This is a genomic window from Pseudomonas sp. MH10 (assembly GCF_034353045.1).
GTDB lineage: Bacteria > Pseudomonadota > Gammaproteobacteria > Pseudomonadales > Pseudomonadaceae > Aquipseudomonas.
On record NZ_CP133783.1, the window covers coordinates 1,416,055 to 1,431,560 of the forward strand.

At 57.2% G+C, this 15,506-nt stretch carries 10 protein-coding genes; 4 read left to right on the forward strand and 6 right to left on the reverse strand.

Features of this window, described 5'->3' with window-relative positions:
- Positions 1–37: 37 nt before the first annotated feature.
- From glgB to RHM59_RS06355, 3 genes are read right to left on the reverse strand one after another with little or no spacing between them, the layout of a single operon-like run.
- Positions 38–2,266 carry a 1,4-alpha-glucan branching protein GlgB gene (gene glgB, locus RHM59_RS06345; RefSeq protein WP_322169411.1) on the reverse strand — a complete coding sequence of 743 codons (2,229 nt, stop codon included), beginning with the start codon at positions 2,264–2,266 and terminating at the stop codon, positions 38–40.
- A complete protein-coding gene (gene treS / locus RHM59_RS06350) occupies positions 2,263–5,589 on the reverse strand; it encodes a maltose alpha-D-glucosyltransferase (protein ID WP_322286214.1) in 3,327 nt (1,108 codons plus the stop codon). Before treS ends, glgB begins: the two co-directional genes overlap by 4 nt.
- Before the next feature lie 19 nt (positions 5,590–5,608).
- Positions 5,609–7,639 (reverse strand): alpha-1,4-glucan--maltose-1-phosphate maltosyltransferase, encoded by a 2,031-nt coding sequence (locus tag RHM59_RS06355; RefSeq protein WP_322286215.1) that lies wholly within the window; start codon positions 7,637–7,639, stop codon positions 5,609–5,611.
- A 474-nt stretch (positions 7,640–8,113) separates the two neighbouring features.
- Here RHM59_RS06355 and RHM59_RS06360 point away from each other — a divergent pair, with 474 nt between their 5' ends.
- Positions 8,114–8,290 carry a hypothetical protein gene (locus tag RHM59_RS06360; RefSeq protein ID WP_322169404.1) on the forward strand — a complete coding sequence of 59 codons (177 nt, stop codon included), beginning with the start codon at positions 8,114–8,116 and terminating at the stop codon, positions 8,288–8,290.
- Positions 8,291–8,383: 93 nt separating this feature from the next.
- Positions 8,384–8,605, forward strand: coding sequence for a DUF3203 family protein (locus tag RHM59_RS06365; protein WP_322169401.1), 222 nt, complete (start codon positions 8,384–8,386; stop codon positions 8,603–8,605).
- A 323-nt stretch (positions 8,606–8,928) separates the two neighbouring features.
- Here the strand turns inward: RHM59_RS06365 and RHM59_RS06370 are convergent, their stop codons facing one another.
- Positions 8,929–9,162, reverse strand: a complete 234-nt coding sequence (locus RHM59_RS06370; protein WP_322286216.1) for a hypothetical protein — start codon at positions 9,160–9,162, stop codon at positions 8,929–8,931.
- A 446-nt stretch (positions 9,163–9,608) separates the two neighbouring features.
- Here RHM59_RS06370 and ccoG point away from each other — a divergent pair, with 446 nt between their 5' ends.
- Together ccoG and mapR are read left to right on the forward strand one after the other, a co-directional pair.
- Positions 9,609–11,021 (forward strand): cytochrome c oxidase accessory protein CcoG, encoded by a 1,413-nt coding sequence (gene ccoG / locus RHM59_RS06375; protein WP_322169394.1) that lies wholly within the window; start codon positions 9,609–9,611, stop codon positions 11,019–11,021.
- Positions 11,022–11,077: 56 nt separating this feature from the next.
- Positions 11,078–12,487: a GntR family transcriptional regulator MpaR gene (mapR, locus tag RHM59_RS06380; protein ID WP_322169390.1), complete on the forward strand. Its 1,410-nt coding sequence runs from the start codon at positions 11,078–11,080 to the stop codon at positions 12,485–12,487.
- 27 nt (positions 12,488–12,514) lie between these two features.
- Here the strand turns inward: mapR and RHM59_RS06385 are convergent, their stop codons facing one another.
- Positions 12,515–13,261, reverse strand: coding sequence for an SDR family oxidoreductase (locus tag RHM59_RS06385; protein WP_322286217.1), 747 nt, complete (start codon positions 13,259–13,261; stop codon positions 12,515–12,517).
- Positions 13,262–13,329: 68 nt separating this feature from the next.
- Complete coding sequence (locus RHM59_RS06390; RefSeq protein WP_322286218.1) at positions 13,330–15,435, reverse strand: putative bifunctional diguanylate cyclase/phosphodiesterase; 2,106 nt, start codon at positions 15,433–15,435, stop codon at positions 13,330–13,332.
- Positions 15,436–15,506: the final 71 nt, after the last annotated feature.

A 15,506-nucleotide genomic window follows, 5' to 3' on the forward strand; every position in this document is an offset into this window, starting at 1 on the left:
AAGCGCCGCAGCCGTTAAGCTGCGACGCAGGGCACTGTCACTCCGGTTTGGGCTTCAAAATCAGCACCGCCAACGGTGGCAGGTTTAATTGCAGTGAAAACGGCTGGCCATGGCTTTTACCCTCCATCGCCTTCACTTCGCCGCCATTACCGACGTTAGAACCGGCGTAGGTGTCAGCGTCACTGTTCAACAGTTCAATCCATGGCCCTTCGAACGGCACGCCGACACGGTAAGACTCGCGTGGCACCGGGGTCAGGTTCGCCACGATCAACACCGGCTCGCCTTCGCAGCTCCAACGCATAAACGCAAAGACGCTGTTGGCGGCGTCATCGCCAATCACCCATTGAAAGCCCATCGGCTCGCAATCGCGCTCATGCAACGCAGGCTCTTGGCGGTAAAGACGATTGAGGTCGCTGACCAGTTTCTTCACGCCAATGTGTTCGGCATATTGCAGCAAGTACCAATCAAGCTGCTCGTCGTGGTTCCACTCGCGCCATTGGCCGAACTCGCAGCCCATGAACAGCAGTTTCTTGCCGGGATGGGTCCACATGAACGCCAGATAAGCGCGCAGGTTGGCAAATTTTTGCCAGCGATCACCGGGCATTTTGTCGATCAGTGAGTGCTTGCCGTGAACCACTTCGTCATGGGAGATCGGCAAAACGAACTTCTCCGACCAGGCGTACACCAGACCGAAACTCAACTCACTGTGGTGGTGAGCGCGATGGATCGGGTCCTGCTGCATGTAATGCAGGGTGTCGTGCATCCAGCCCATGTTCCATTTGTATTGGAAGCCCAACCCGCCCTGTTGCGTCGACTGGCTAACGCCGGGCCATGCAGTGGATTCTTCGGCAATCACCATCGAGCCCGGCGCCTCCAACGCGACAACGTCGTTGAGGTGTCGCAGGAAATCGATGGCTTCGAGGTTTTCCCGACCACCGTGGCGATTGGGCACCCACTCCCCGGCCTTGCGCGAATAATCGCGATAGAGCATCGAGGCGACGGCATCGACCCGCAGGCCGTCAATGTGGAAATGTTTGAGCCAATGCAATGCCGACGCCAGCATGAAACCGTGGACTTCGGTGCGACCCAGGTTATAGATCAACGTGTCCCAATCCTGGTGGAAACCTTCTTGAGGATTGCCGTATTCGTACAACGCGGTGCCGTCGAACTGGGCTAAGCCATGAGTGTCGGTCGGAAAGTGCGCCGGCACCCAATCGAGGATCACGCCAATTTCTGCACGGTGGCACGCATCGACGAATGCAGCGAAGTCTTGCGGCGACCCGAAGCGAGCAGTCGGGGCAAATTGTGACAGCGGCTGATACCCCCATGAACCACCAAACGGGTGCTCCATGATCGGCATCAGTTCGATATGAGTAAAGCCCAGCTCCTTGATGTAGGGGATCAGGCGATCGCCCAGTTCTTGCCAGTTGTACTGACGCACCACGAATTCATCGCTGTGGTCGAGCTGCCATGAACCGGCGTGCAATTCGTAAATCGACAGCGGTGCCTTCTGTGAATGCCGCTCGCCACGAGATTGCATCCAGTTGCCGTCTTGCCAGTCATGATTCAGCGGCGTGGCGACCACCGATGCGGTTTGCGGAGGCATTTGTGTCGCCAACGCCACCGGGTCCGCCTTGAGCGGAAGAATCCCGCCGGTCCCGAGGATTTCGTATTTGTAGGCTTCACCCGGCTTCAGGCGAGGGATGAACACCTCCCACACGCCGGACGGGTAACGTGCGCGCATCGGATGACGACGGCCATCCCAATTGTTGAACGAGCCTACCACCGAGACGCGTCTCGCGTTAGGCGCCCAAACCGCGAATCGAACCCCATCAATGCCATCGACATTCATCACCTGTGCGCCCAGGCAACTGCTCAGGTCCCGGTGATTACCTTCGGCAAACAGGTACAGGTCCATTTCACCCAACAGTTGACCGAAGCTGTAAGGGTCTTCGGTAATTTGCTCGCCACCGGCCCAACTGACCTTCAACAAATACGGTTGAGGGTGGGCAAGGTGTCCTACAAAAAAACCGGGGGTCGAACTCATGTCCAGCGTGGCCAATTCGTGCTCGCCGTCTCGAGCCAAAACTTTCACGCTCAATGCGTCCGGCAAATAAGCGCGAATGTATTGACCGCCCTTGCCATCGTCATGGGGGCCAAGCATCGAAAATGGGTCGTGGTGTTCGGCGCTAATCAGCGCGTCCATGTCGGCCGCACCGGGCAGCATTTCCACTGTGCCCCTGCCGTATTCCTTAGGTGCATTCATGTTGGTTCTCCATCAGACAAAGTCAGCAGTCCACGTAGGCCTTGCAAGGGCACGGCCAACCAGTTGGGGCGGTGCTCGGCTTCGTAGACTACTTCATAAGCGGTTTTTTCCAGGGTAAATAATTCCAGCGCGGCGGCTTCGCCAGCGCTGTCCTTCCAGGCGTGGGCCATGTCCGTGGTTGCCGCTCGGTACCCGTTGATAAAGGCTTCCCGGGCTTGGGCCAAGTAGGTGTCGGCCACCGTTTGACGCGCGGTTTTCGCTTCCACCGAGGTGTCGACGGCCTGGGCATTGCGCACGGCCATGGCGGCCGCATAGTCGAACGAACGCAGCACGCCACTGACGTCCTTAAACGGGCTGTACTTGGCTCGGCGTTCGATCAGCGCACGTGCCGGCTCACCTTCAAAGTCAATCAAGTAAGCGTCGCCCTTGACCACCAACACTTGGCCAAGGTGCAAATCACCGTGCACCCGCAGCCGCAGTCCGCCCACGGAACGCTTGGCCAGGTCTTTGATATGCGCCAGCACCTGTTTACGTTGACTCAACAACCCGGAGACCAAGGCTTGGTCGTCCGCTTCCAGCTTGCTTTGGTGTTGCTCAAGCAACTCCAGCGCACGCTCCATTTGCGCCACGACACTATTGCCTGACGCTTCGCCGTCTTTAGCACTAGTAGGCTGCGCAACGAAGTCCGGATCGTCGGTCGGCGCTGCCAATATTTGGTGCATTTCGCCCAGACGCTGCCCCAATAAGGCCGAGAAATCCGACAATTCCAGCAGCGCGTTAAAGTGTTGATCCAAGTCTGAACGCCCCCGAGACAGCTCGTCACGGACAGCACGTTCGAGGTTGTTTTGAGTCCACTCCCACGCATCGCCCTGATTGCTCAGGTAGCCTTGAGCAATCATCAACAAATTGTCCTGCCCGTCGTTGTCGACCCGCACCACCGAGCCCAGTAACGGTGAAATGTGTTTGAAACCCGCCGCCGTCAGGTACGCGCCCATTTCCAATTCCGGGTGAGTACCCGCACTGACGCGACGAATCATTTTCAACACCAGACTACCGCCGACCACCACCGAACTGTTGGACTGCTCCGCCGACAAGTAACGCACTTCCGATTCATTAGTCAGGCCCAGATGGGTCATTTCCGGCGTCTGCTCAAACCGTATTTCGCCTTCGCTGCAGGGCAGAACGGTTTCAGCTTGCATACCCTGAACCACAGCGCGGATGAAGGTTTCCAAGGTAAACGCATCGGTGATGAAGCCGACCTGGCGTCCGCGTCGAACCCGGGCCAACGCCAATTGTTGAGGCAACGCGCTGCTGATTTCGTCTTCCGCCAATAGCCCGAACGGCAATTGGTAGCGACCTTGATGGTCGCCGGCCGTCACTTCCAGCTCGCTCAACAGCACCGGATGCTGAACATCGCCAAAACGCACGGCATAGGCAATTTTGACTTGGTCAATGACCTTGTCCTTGCCCGCAAACCAACGACGCTTCGGTAGATACACCGCCAGCGAGGTCTTCTCCATTACGCTGCGCAACGGCTCGTCGAGCAGTTCTTCGAGGCGTTTTTTCAGCACCATCGTTGGGAAGTCCGGCATGCTCTGCGCCGGCTCTACGTGCCAACTGGGCATCTGATTTTCTGCCGCCAGCAAGAACCAGTAATAACCATAAGGCGGCAACGTCAGCAGGTAGGTCAGTTGACCAATCGGCGGAAACGCACTGCCGCCGAGCATTTCCACCGGCACCATCCCGGTAAACGACGAAAGCTCCAGCTCCGCCGCCTGAGCGGCGGCGGACACGTTGGCCACACACAGGATGATTTCAGTTTTACCGTCCGGCCCGGTGTATTCCCGGGTGTAGGCCAAAATCCTCCGGTTGCTCGGCGAGAGCATTTTCAATGTGCCACGGCCAAACGCCTTCTGCTGTTTACGTACCGCCAACATCCGGCGGTTCCAGTTCAGCAAGGAATGCGGGTCATTGTTCTGGGTTTCGACATTCACCGATTGGTAGCCGTACAGCGGGTCCATGATCGGCGGCAACACTAGGCTCGCCGGGTCGGCGCGAGAGAAACCACCGTTGCGGTCAATGGACCATTGCATCGGCGTGCGCACACCGTCGCGGTCACCGAGGTAGATGTTATCGCCCATGCCTATCTCGTCGCCGTAGTACAAGGTTGGCGTACCGGGCATCGATAACAACATGCTGATGAGCAATTCAACACGTCGCCGGTCACGCTGGACCAACGGTGCCAAACGACGACGAATGCCGAGATTGATCCGCGCGCGGCGGTCGGCGGCGTAGTAGTTCCACAGGTAGTCGCGCTCACGATCGGTGACCATCTCCAAGGTCAGTTCATCGTGGTTGCGCAGGAAAATCGCCCATTGGCAGTTTTCCGGAATTTCCGGGGTCTGGCGCAAAATATCGGTGATTGGAAAACGGTCTTCCTGCGCCACGGCCATGTACATCCGAGGCATCAGCGGAAAGTGAAACGCCATGTGGCACTCGTCACCGTCTTTGCCTTTGGTGTCGCCGAAGTACATTTGCGTGTCTTCTGGCCATTGGTTCGCCTCGGCCAACAGCATGCGATCAGGGTAATTGGCGTCAATCTCAGCGCGAATTCTCTTCAGTACCTGATGGGTCTCAGGCAGGTTTTCGTTGTTGGTGCCGTCGCGCTCAATCAGGTACGGAATCGCATCCAGACGCAGGCCGTCGATGCCCATGTCCAGCCAATACCGCATCACTTCCAGGACTGCTTCCATCACCGCCGGATTATCGAAATTCAGGTCCGGCTGGTGCGAATAAAACCGGTGCCAGAAGTACTGGCCCGCGACCGGGTCCCAGGTCCAGTTGGACTTTTCGGTGTCGAGGAAAATAATCCGCGTCCCGTCGTACTTCTGGTCGCTGTCGGACCACACGTAAAAGTCACGGGCTTTGGAGCCGCGCTTGGAGGCACGAGCTTTTTGAAACCACGGGTGCTGGTCAGAGGTGTGGTTAATGACCAGCTCGGTAATGACTCGCAGACCGCGACCATGGGCTTCGGCGATGAATTTCTTCGCATCGGACATGGTGCCGTAGTCACTATGGACGCCACGGTAATCAGCGATGTCATAGCCGTCGTCCCGGCGTGGTGACGGGTAAAACGGCAGGAGCCAGATAGTATTGACCCCCAGTTGCGCAATGTAATCGAGCTTGGCAATAAGGCCAGGGAAGTCGCCAATACCATCGTTATTCGAATCAAAAAAAGACTTTACATGGACTTGATAAATGACCGCGTCCTTGTACCACAGAGGGTCATCGATGAAGGCCGCACTCCTCGGTTTCTTCGCCATCTTTAGTTCCTTGTAAGGCTTAATTCGTGGTCTGGATACGCCAAATGCCAAAAGGCTGATACGTCGGGTCGATGCGCATCCATTGGTACTTGCCGTACCAGGTCCAGCGGTGGCCGGTCATCAAATCTTCCCCCGATGACGCCGCGTCGTCGGGCAGGCCCATTTCCCACAGCGGCAGTTCAAAGCTCGCTTCCTGGGCGTTGACCGGATCGAGGCTGATGGCAATCAAAATGAAGTTGCTGCCGTCGGCGCTGCGTTTACCGAAATACAAAATGTTGTCGTTCCAGGCGTTGTAAAGCTTCAGGCCCAAATGGGACTGCAACGCCGGGTTCTGGCGACGAATGCGATTGAGCTGAGCGATCTCGGCAATGATGTTGCCCGGCGCGGTGTAATCCCGTGGCCGCAGCTGATATTTCTCCGAGTCCAGGTACTCTTCCTTGCCCGGTATCGGCGCCGACTCGCACAGTTCGAACCCGGAATACATGCCCCACAAGCCCGAACCCATGGTCGCCAGTGCCGCCCGAATCAAAAAACCGGCACGTCCCGAGGCGTGCAGAAAGCCGGGATTTATATCGGGCGTATTGACGAAAAAATTCGGTCGAAAGCAGTCTCGCCATGGCGATTCGTTCAGTTGCGCAAAGTATTCCGACAGCTCGGCCTTGGTGTTGCGCCAGGTGAAATAGGTGTAGCTCTGGGAGTACCCGACTTTACCCAGGCGCGCCATCATCGCCGGCTTGGTAAAGGCTTCGGCGAGGAACATGACGTCAGGGTGCTCATGGCGGATGTCGGCAATCATCCATTGCCAGAACGGCAGTGGTTTGGTGTGTGGATTATCGACCCGAAAAATCTTCACGCCCTCCTCGACCCAACCCAGCACTACGTCCCGCAGCTCAAGCCACAAACTGGGAATCGCATCCGGCGCGTAAAAGTCGACATTGACGATGTCCTGGTATTTTTTTGGCGGATTTTCCGCATATCGGATCGAGCCATCCGGGCGCCACGAAAACCAACCCGGATGCTCGTTGAGCCACGGGTGATCCTGGGAACATTGAATAGCGAAATCCAACGCGATTTCCAGGCCGTGTTCGGCGGCGGCTTTGACCAGATTGCGGAAATCCACGCGGGTGCCCAACTGCGGGTGAATCGCGTCGTGGCCGCCTTCAGCGCTGCCAATGGCGTAAGGACTGCCGGGATCGTCCGGCCCGGCGTTCAGTGAGTTGTTGGGTCCCTTACGGTGCGCCCGCCCAATGGGATGGATCGGCGGGAAATACAACACATCAAAACCCATGTCGTGAATCGTCGGCAACCGACCGAGCACATCGTTGAAGGTGCCATGCCGTGCGGGATCGTCGGTAATCGAGCGCGGAAACAGCTCGTACCAACTGGCGAACCGCGCCAGCTCACGCTCCACGTCCACCGGAAACTCAATGCTGCGGCTCAAGTACGCATGGTTTTCCGCCTTGGCCATCAGCGTCGTGGTTTCACGATTCTGCAACAGCGCGACTTGCGCCTCTAAATCGCTGCTCCCGAACTGCTCAACCACCGCAGCCAGACGCTCATGCAACTCGCCTTCATTGCGCTCCATTGCTTGGATGAGGTGAATACGGCCCTCCTCCAACTCCAGCTCGATGGGCACGCCGGCCCCATGCTTTTTCTGCAATTCATAACGGTAACTGGCGAATTGATCGATCCAGGCTTCAAGACGGAATACCGTGCGACTGATAGATGACGGGGTGAACTGACCCACCCAACTGTCGTTAACCAGCTCCTGCATCGGCGCGCTGTGCCACTGCTCTTCATCGGCAGCCCGCCAGCGAATCACCACCGCTAGCTTGTCGTGTCCGTCAGCAAATACCTTACTGGTCACCACAATCGGCTGACCAACGATCGCCTTGACCGCAAACAGCCCGCCCTCGATCGCCGGCATCGTGTCTTCAATCACGATGCGCGGCAATTGCAGCGCTTGGGTCAGGGTTAACGGTTGAGTTTGGTGCGGTACGTCACTGGCCAAAGAATCCGGGCCGTAGGGCTGATCTGCGGTCACATTCATCGAGCATCACTCCTCACGCCCTTATAAAAGACGCTCTCCGGCAAAAATCACACGATTGAAAAAAAAGAGCGAGCCCATCCTGCACCGATCCACCTCACTGGGCCGCATAGTTTCCGAACGTGGACGGACGGAAAAAGTTCAAAAGGGTTTGGGGCAGGAACACGCGTAGACATAGAACAGAACGCTATCTGAACGCAATGCCTTAGGCCTGGACGAAGCAGGTCGACCTGGCGAAAGCGAGGGGCAGAAACGATCATGAGACATCGGGAACGAAACGATCAAACCCAGTTAATCCAACGAACGAAACGGAAGAACTTAATTAACACGGAAAACTCCCACACGCCCAACGCTTTACCCTTGCGCTTCGATGCTTGAACCGCAGGTCGCCAGCGTGGAGTCGTTTTCGACACGCAGTGGTCGTACGTTGAGCGCGCCGAATTGTCCGCGCGCTCGAACGATTACGAGGTGGAATCTATGAACATCCCCATCCCGGCAGAAACGCCTGACCCGATGATCGACGACCCCGCTTTACCCGTGACGCCGCCGGAGAAGGACCCGCCTCCGACGATGCCTCCGGTAATGGAGCCACCGAAGGGTGATCCACCTCCCGAGAAATCGCCGGCGATTCTGGGCGATGTGTTTTATGACTAATGTCTAAACCTTCGTGTGGGCGCAGTGCATAGGCCGAACGTTGATTCACGCCGAGGGTCACAGCGTTATCAACGACCTGAAAGGAGAACAGCCATGCCACTGGAATTCGACAACACCCGTGAACACTGCTCCGCCGTCATCGAAAAGGTGCGCTATCAAAGCCCCATTATTGAGGTGGTGATCATCACAAATGACAGCACTCACATGTCTGAAGCTCACATCGACGGCCAGAGTGTGTCCATCACCGAAGACGAGGCAGATTCATTGACGGTGTTAGGCGCGCTGGATAAACGGCACCACACCGTGGCGGAGTGACGGGTTTCTCGCGATGCAAACACAGGACGTGTAAGAGCCGCCGCAGGCCGCGAAGCCCGGGCGGCTCGATGATGTCATTGACGCAGTCGAACGCATGCAGCCGCAGATACTGTGGGAAATTCTATGTTTGAGGGCAACTCCCACAAAATTCCGGGAGTCTTAGGAAAGTAAACGCTGAACATTCCTCGCAGCCTTCGGCAGCTACGAAAAAATGTTTGCAACGCGACGTATGCGTTTGAGGGGTGCGCGTTGATCACTTTCCAGACAGCAAAAAGCCCGGATAACCGGGCTTTTTGGCTGACGACTGTAGGGTTGTCAGTCAATCAGTAGCGCTGATACTGCGAACCAAATTCTTTGCGGTTTTCTGCAACGATAACGTTGCCGTGCAGGTCGCTGCTCAGACGGTCAAAGGTCTTGGACGAAGTGTCAGCGACACGAACGTGGGTCACTTCGGCGCTAACCGGTTTGGCAACCGAAGCCGTGGTTTGAGGGCTGGCAAAGGCTGAACTTGCAGCCAACACCGACAGGGCAAAGCCGAAAGCAAGGTTACGTTTCATGGTTAAGCTCCAGTAGGTCGTTCAAGTAAAAGGCGGGTTCGAGTGGATGGCGCTACGTTACTGTCCGGCCCCTCAGATGAAAAACCACGAGCAGGCATATTGACTATTGGCGGCGTTGATCGGTAACGCAGTTCTTAGGATGTGAATCAGATCGGCCCTCTTCGCAGGCAAGCCTGCTCCCACAGAATCTGTGCTTGCCAAAGGGGCTGTGTCAGATACAGATCCTCTGGGACCCGACTTGCCGACGAAAGCGGTGTTACAGGTTGACCGAATCGCGCCTCTCACCAAAAAGTTCGCCCCTGCCCGGATTTTCATGCTTTATCCCACTAAATTCCTAGGACAAATACTCCATCTGATCCGCTTTTTATTCAAATGGCTGAGTCTGTTATGCAAACAGTTGCGCGCCCATAGTTCAGCGGCCTGATCGAGGCTGATGAGTACCTACCATGAGCGAACGCATCCCCGTCCAGATCATTGAACTGGTTGAACCTTCCCGAGCGAAACTGAAGGCCACGTCCAGCGACACGCTGATCCATACCCGCAGTTTCACTGGCCTGTTCCGCAACTTGCGCTTGAGCGGCGCTGGACTTTTATTCCTGCTGTTCTTTGGAACGGTATGGCTGGATTGGAGTGGCCGCCAAGCGGTGCTTTGGGATCTGGCCGACAGCAAGTTCCATATCTTTGGCGCGACGTTTTGGCCGCAGGATTTCATTCTGTTGTCTGCGCTGCTAATCATCTGTGCGTTTGGTTTGTTCGCGATCACGGTTTTCGCCGGGCGCGTGTGGTGCGGTTATACCTGCCCACAAAGTTCCTGGACCTGGATCTTCATGTGGTGCGAAAAACTCACCGAAGGCGAGCGCAATCAGCGGATCAAGCTGCAAGCCGCGCCGTGGGGCGTGAACAAACTGCTAAGACGGTCCGCCAAACACAGCTTATGGCTAGCGATCAGCGTCTTGACCGGCTTGACCTTCGTCGGTTACTTCACGCCGATTCGGCCGCTGGCCATGGACATGCTGACGTTGCAATTGAGCGGCGTCAGCTTGTTCTGGGTGCTGTTCTTCGCGGCGGCAACGTACATCAATGCCGGCTGGCTGCGGGAAGCGGTGTGCATGCACATGTGCCCGTATGCCCGTTTTCAAAGCGTGATGTTCGACAAAGACACCCTCACCGTTTCTTACGACGCTGCACGGGGAGAAAATCGCGGCCCACGCAAACGTGACGTCGAGCCGGCCTCAGTGGGCCTGGGTGATTGCATCGATTGCCAGGTGTGCGTGCAGGTCTGCCCCACCGGCATCGACATTCGCGACGGTTTGCAGATGGAATGCATCGGCTGTGCCGCGTGCATCGACGCCTGCGACTCGATCATGGACAAAATGGGCTATGAACGCGGCTTGGTCAGTTACACCTCCGAACGCACGCTGCAAGGCGGTCATACCCACCTGCTCCGACCCCGCTTGATCGGCTACTGCGCGGTGTTGGTGTTAATGATCGGTGCGCTGGTGCTGTCGCTGGTCGAGCGGCCGATGGTCTCGCTGGATGTCAGCAAAGACCGAGGGATGTTCCGTGAAAACAGCCAAGGTCAGATCGAAAACATCTACAGCCTGAAAATCATCAACAAAACTCAGCAGCCACAGCAGTATCATCTGGCGCTGGTCGAGGGTAAGGGCTTCGAGTATCACGGCAAAACCGAGGTCAGTCTTGCGGCGGGGGAAATCATCGACATTCCGGTGTCGGTAGCGATGATCGCGGACCACCCGACCAGCAGTTCCCAGAGCATCAGTTTTGAGGTGGTAGACGACGCTGATTCCACGGTGCGCAGCCTGGCGCAAAGCCGTTTTGTTGCGCCGATCAACCGGTGATCACCCCAGAGCAGTCCGTGTACGATATTCCACCGATGGTCAGCCAGCGAGCACCGATGAAACGCTATGAAAAGTTTGCCGAGGACATCGCTGAACTGATCCGCTCCGGGGTTCTCGGCCCTGGCGAGCGGGTGCCATCGGTGCGTTATGCCAGCCAGTCTTATGGTGTCAGTCCTTCTACGGTGTTCCAGGCTTATTATTTACTGGAGCGTCGCGGGTTGATCAGGGCGCGGCCTCGCTCCGGCTATTTCGTCACCAACAATGCGCCTCGGCAGTTTTCTGAACCGGTGATTAGTCATCAGGTCAGCGAGTCCACCGAGGTGGATGTCAGCGAGTTGGTGTTCTCGGTGCTTGCTTCAATCAAAGACCCGCAAACGGTGCCGTTTGGTTCGGCGTTTCCAAGCCCCATGCTGTTTCCCTTGCAACGGTTGGCCCGTTCGCTGGCCAGCTCCGCCCGTGACATGGACCCGCGCTTGGTGGTCACCGACATGTCGCCTGGCAACCCACAGCTACGGCGGCAAATCGCCCTGCGTTACATGGTCGGCGGTTTGATGCTGCCCATGGAAGAATTGATTATCACCAATGGCGCGCTGGAGGCGCTGAACTTGTGTCTACAAGCGGTGACCGAGCCCGGTGATCTGGTCGCCATCGAAGCCCCTGCCTTTTACGCCTGCTTGCAGGTGTTGGAGCGCCTCAAGCTCAAAGCGATTGAAATCCCGGTTCACCCCCGGGACGGTATCGACCTTGAGGTGCTGGCCCAGACCTTGGATCGCCACCCGATCAAAGCCTGTTGGTGCATGACCACGTTCCAGAACCCCATGGGCGCGACCATGCCCGAAGCCAGGAAGCGCCAGTTGGTGGAGTTGCTGCGTCAGCATCAGGTGCCACTGATCGAAGACGACGTATATGCCGAGTTGTATTACAGCGCCCAAGCGCCCAAACCTGCCAAAGCGTTCGACACAGAAGGTTTGGTGATGCACTGCGGCTCCTTTGCCAAAAGCCTCGCACCCGGCTACAGAATTGGCTGGGTCGCCGCGGGACGCTATGCGCAAAAAGTCGAACGGCTCAAATTGATGACCTCGCTCTGCGCGTCGATGCCCGCCCAGGCCGCGATTGCCGACTACCTGCAACACGGCGGTTATGACCGCCATCTACGCAAACTGCGTTACGCATTGGAGGAACAACAAGCCGCCATGCTCAGCGCGATCGTCCGTTACTTCCCGGCACAAACCCGGGTCAGCCAGCCCGCAGGCGGCTACTTTCTGTGGCTGGAACTGCCCGAGCAAATGGATTCGTTGAAGTTGTTTCAGATGGCCCTGGCCCAAGGCATCAGTATTGCGCCCGGGCCAATATTTTCACCGACCCAGCGCTTTCGTAACTGCATCCGGCTTAATTACGGCAGTCCCTGGAACGAGACAGCAGAGAAAGCCATGGAAACCCTGGGGCGAATTATTCGTTCGTTCTGAGCGAAACGACGGCGAGGACGCAAACGATTATCTGCCGCCGCCCAAGTCGATAAATGTCCCGGTGGCGTAACTGGCTTTTTCCGACAGCAACCAGATGATCGCTTCGGCGACCTCTTCTGCGACGCCGCCACGGCCCATGGGAATGCCAGGTTCAAGCTTGCTGACCCGCTGCGGGTCGCCGCTCAGGGCATGGAAATCGGTATAGATGTAACCGGGGCGCACCGCGTTGACTCGAATGCCCCCGCCTGCCAATTCCCGCGACAGGCCGATAGTAAAGGTGTCGAGTGCGCCTTTGGACGCTGCGTAATCAACGTATTCCCCCGCCGAGCCCAACCGCGCGGCCACCGACGACACATTGACGATGCTCCCGCCTTTGCCGCCATGGCGCGGCGACATTCGCAGCACCGCGTGTTTGGCACACAGTATCGGTCCCACCACGTTGGTTTTCATAATCCGCAATAAGCGCAATTCAGACATGTCCTCGACCCGGGACGCCTCAGCGACCGTCCCCGCGTTATTGACCAGCGCGGTGACCGGACCAAATTCGGCATCGATCCTGGCGAACAGGCTGACGATCTGGGCTTCATCACTGACGTCCGCTTGTATCGACATCACCTGCGCGCCAAGCTCGCGAACCTGTGCGCAAGTGCGCTTGGCGGCGACGTGGTCCGACCGATAATTAATGCAGACCCGATAACCTTCACCGGCGGCCAACAAGGCGGTGGCCGCGCCGATGCCACGGGAGCCACCGGTGATAAGAATGACTTTTTCCATAAGTGAGTGCCTGATCGATGCCTGAAGACTGTCAGCCTAGCCCAGTTCACTAAAAGAAATCACCCACCTTAACCCTCAGGTATAACGCTCGCGTGCTCACCCGCTTGTACTTCAGCTGCATGGATATCCGCCATGAATTTCTCGGGAGGCAATGGGTGTCCCAAGAGAAAACCTTGCAGCGAATCGCAGCCTAGTCGGGTCAAAAAGCTCTGCTGGAGGTTGGTTTCAACCCCTTCGGCAACGATGCGCAGGCCAAGCGCCTGGCCGACGGCAACGATGGCCGAGACAATCGCCGCGTCATCGCTACCGTGCTCCAAATCGCGGACGAAGCCTCGGTCGATCTTGATTTCATTGGCCGGTAAGCGCTTGAGGTACATCAGGCTGGAGTAGCCGGTGCCAAAGTCATCGATGGACAGGTCGACGCCCATTTCAGCCAACCGTTGCAGCACCTTCATGCTCGTATCGGCATCGCTCATGGCCGTGGTTTCGGTGATTTCCAGTGTCAGGCTGTTGGCGGGTAACTGGTGCAGTTCCAGCGCCGTGGCGACGCTACTGAGCAACCCGGCATGGCAGAACTGCAACGCCGAGAGATTGACCGCGATTCGCCAATGGTTATAGCCAAGCGCGTACCAGACGCGCATCTGCCGACAGGCTTCGTTAAGTACCCAATCGCCGATGGGGATTATCAACCCGGTCTTTTCCGCCAGGCCGATGAATTTGTCCGGCAGCAGCAACCCTTGCTGCGGATGGTGCCAGCGCAGCAGCGCTTCAGCCCCTATCGGCAAGCCCGTCACGGCATCGAATTTTGGTTGGTAATAGAGGCAAAACTGCTGTTCTTTAAGCCCAACACGCAGGTCTTGCAGCAACTGCAATTGATTGCGCGCGTTGGTATTCATCAAGACGTCAAAGAAGCTGTAGCCGTTTTTTCCTGCCGCTTTGGCGTGGTACATCGCGGCATCGGCGTTCATCAGCAATTGGTGCTGCGTCTCACCGCTCCCCGGATACAACGCAATGCCAATGCTCGCGGAAATTTGCACGGTGTTTTCGGCGACGATAAAGGGTTGACCAATCAACGCAACCTGGCGGGCAGCGAACGCCGTAACGTCGGCCAGTTCGCCTAGGTCAACCAGCAGCACGAACTCATCGCCACCGATACGGGCCAAGGTATTTTGGCTGTTCAAGTTCTTGCGCAGCCGCAATGCGACTTGGCGCAACAGTTGGTCACCCAAGTAATGGCCGAACGCATCGTTGATCGGCTTGAAGCCATCCAGGTCCATAAACATCAGCGCGAAACTGCCGCCGTGTTTATCTGCCTTGCGCATGGCCTGTTCAACCCGCTCGGCCAGCAATACGCGGTTCGGCAGGCCGGTCAAGGTGTCGTGCAATGCCAGGTGCGTCAGCTCCAGGTTGGCAATGCTCAGGGAATCGGACAGGTCAGCAGTGCGCGCTTCCATCCGCGCATCAAGAATAGAGGTCAGCAAGGCGATGCCCAGCACCGCCAAGCTGGTGACCAGCACCAACATGTCCAGACCGTCGACGCGTAATCCGCTGCCGACTGAGCCACAGAAACTGCCGTCGGCAAACATCGCGGCGGCCATGCCGGTGTAGTGCATGCCAGCAATTGCTGCACCCATGAAAACTGAAGCCACGGCGCGGACCAGGCGCACATAAGGTTTTTCCTGACGCAGACGAAATGCAGTCCACAGCGCAGCAGCCGATGCACTGAAGGCTATCAGCAACGAAAGAGCAACACGAATAGGGTCGTAGGCGATGCCCGGCTGCATGCGCAACGCGGCCATCCCGCAATAATGCATTCCGCTGATCCCGGCGCCCATGATCAACGCGCCGAAAAACAGCTGCACCAAGGGTAGCTGCGGCTGACTGACTAGCCAGAGGGCGAACCCGGACGCGAGAATCGCAATCAGCAACGACAACAGGGTAATCGGTATGTCGTAACCCAATTCGATGGGCAAGCTAAAGGCAAGCATGCCGATGAAATGCATCGACCACACACCGACGCCCATGGCTAATGCCCCACCGCCCATCCACAGGTACGCAGTGCGCCCTTTTGCAGTGGCAATGCGTCCGGTCAAATCCAGCGCGGTATAAGAGGCCAAGATCGCCACGAATATGGAAATCAAGACCAGCGCTGGCGTGTAATTACCAATGAGCATACGGCTTCTCGTGATCTAGGCGGACGACAGGTTTTTTGCCCAGAGAAAAGCTAAAGATTGTACGCACCTTG

What these genes read in the sequence shown, in the direction of transcription:
- glgB (WP_322169411.1), bottom strand. Translation starts at nt 2,266, where the DNA reads ATGAATGCACCTAAGGAATACGGCAGGGGCACAGTGGAAATGCTGCCC.
- treS (WP_322286214.1), bottom strand. Translation starts at nt 5,589, where the DNA reads ATGGCGAAGAAACCGAGGAGTGCGGCCTTCATCGATGACCCTCTGTGG.
- RHM59_RS06355 (WP_322286215.1), bottom strand. Translation starts at nt 7,639, where the DNA reads ATGAATGTGACCGCAGATCAGCCCTACGGCCCGGATTCTTTGGCCAGT.
- RHM59_RS06360 (WP_322169404.1), top strand. Translation starts at nt 8,114, where the DNA reads ATGAACATCCCCATCCCGGCAGAAACGCCTGACCCGATGATCGACGAC.
- RHM59_RS06365 (WP_322169401.1), top strand. Translation starts at nt 8,384, where the DNA reads ATGCCACTGGAATTCGACAACACCCGTGAACACTGCTCCGCCGTCATC.
- RHM59_RS06370 (WP_322286216.1), bottom strand. Translation starts at nt 9,162, where the DNA reads ATGAAACGTAACCTTGCTTTCGGCTTTGCCCTGTCGGTGTTGGCTGCA.
- ccoG (WP_322169394.1), top strand. Translation starts at nt 9,609, where the DNA reads ATGAGCGAACGCATCCCCGTCCAGATCATTGAACTGGTTGAACCTTCC.
- mapR (WP_322169390.1), top strand. Translation starts at nt 11,078, where the DNA reads ATGAAACGCTATGAAAAGTTTGCCGAGGACATCGCTGAACTGATCCGC.
- RHM59_RS06385 (WP_322286217.1), bottom strand. Translation starts at nt 13,261, where the DNA reads ATGGAAAAAGTCATTCTTATCACCGGTGGCTCCCGTGGCATCGGCGCG.
- RHM59_RS06390 (WP_322286218.1), bottom strand. Translation starts at nt 15,435, where the DNA reads ATGCTCATTGGTAATTACACGCCAGCGCTGGTCTTGATTTCCATATTC.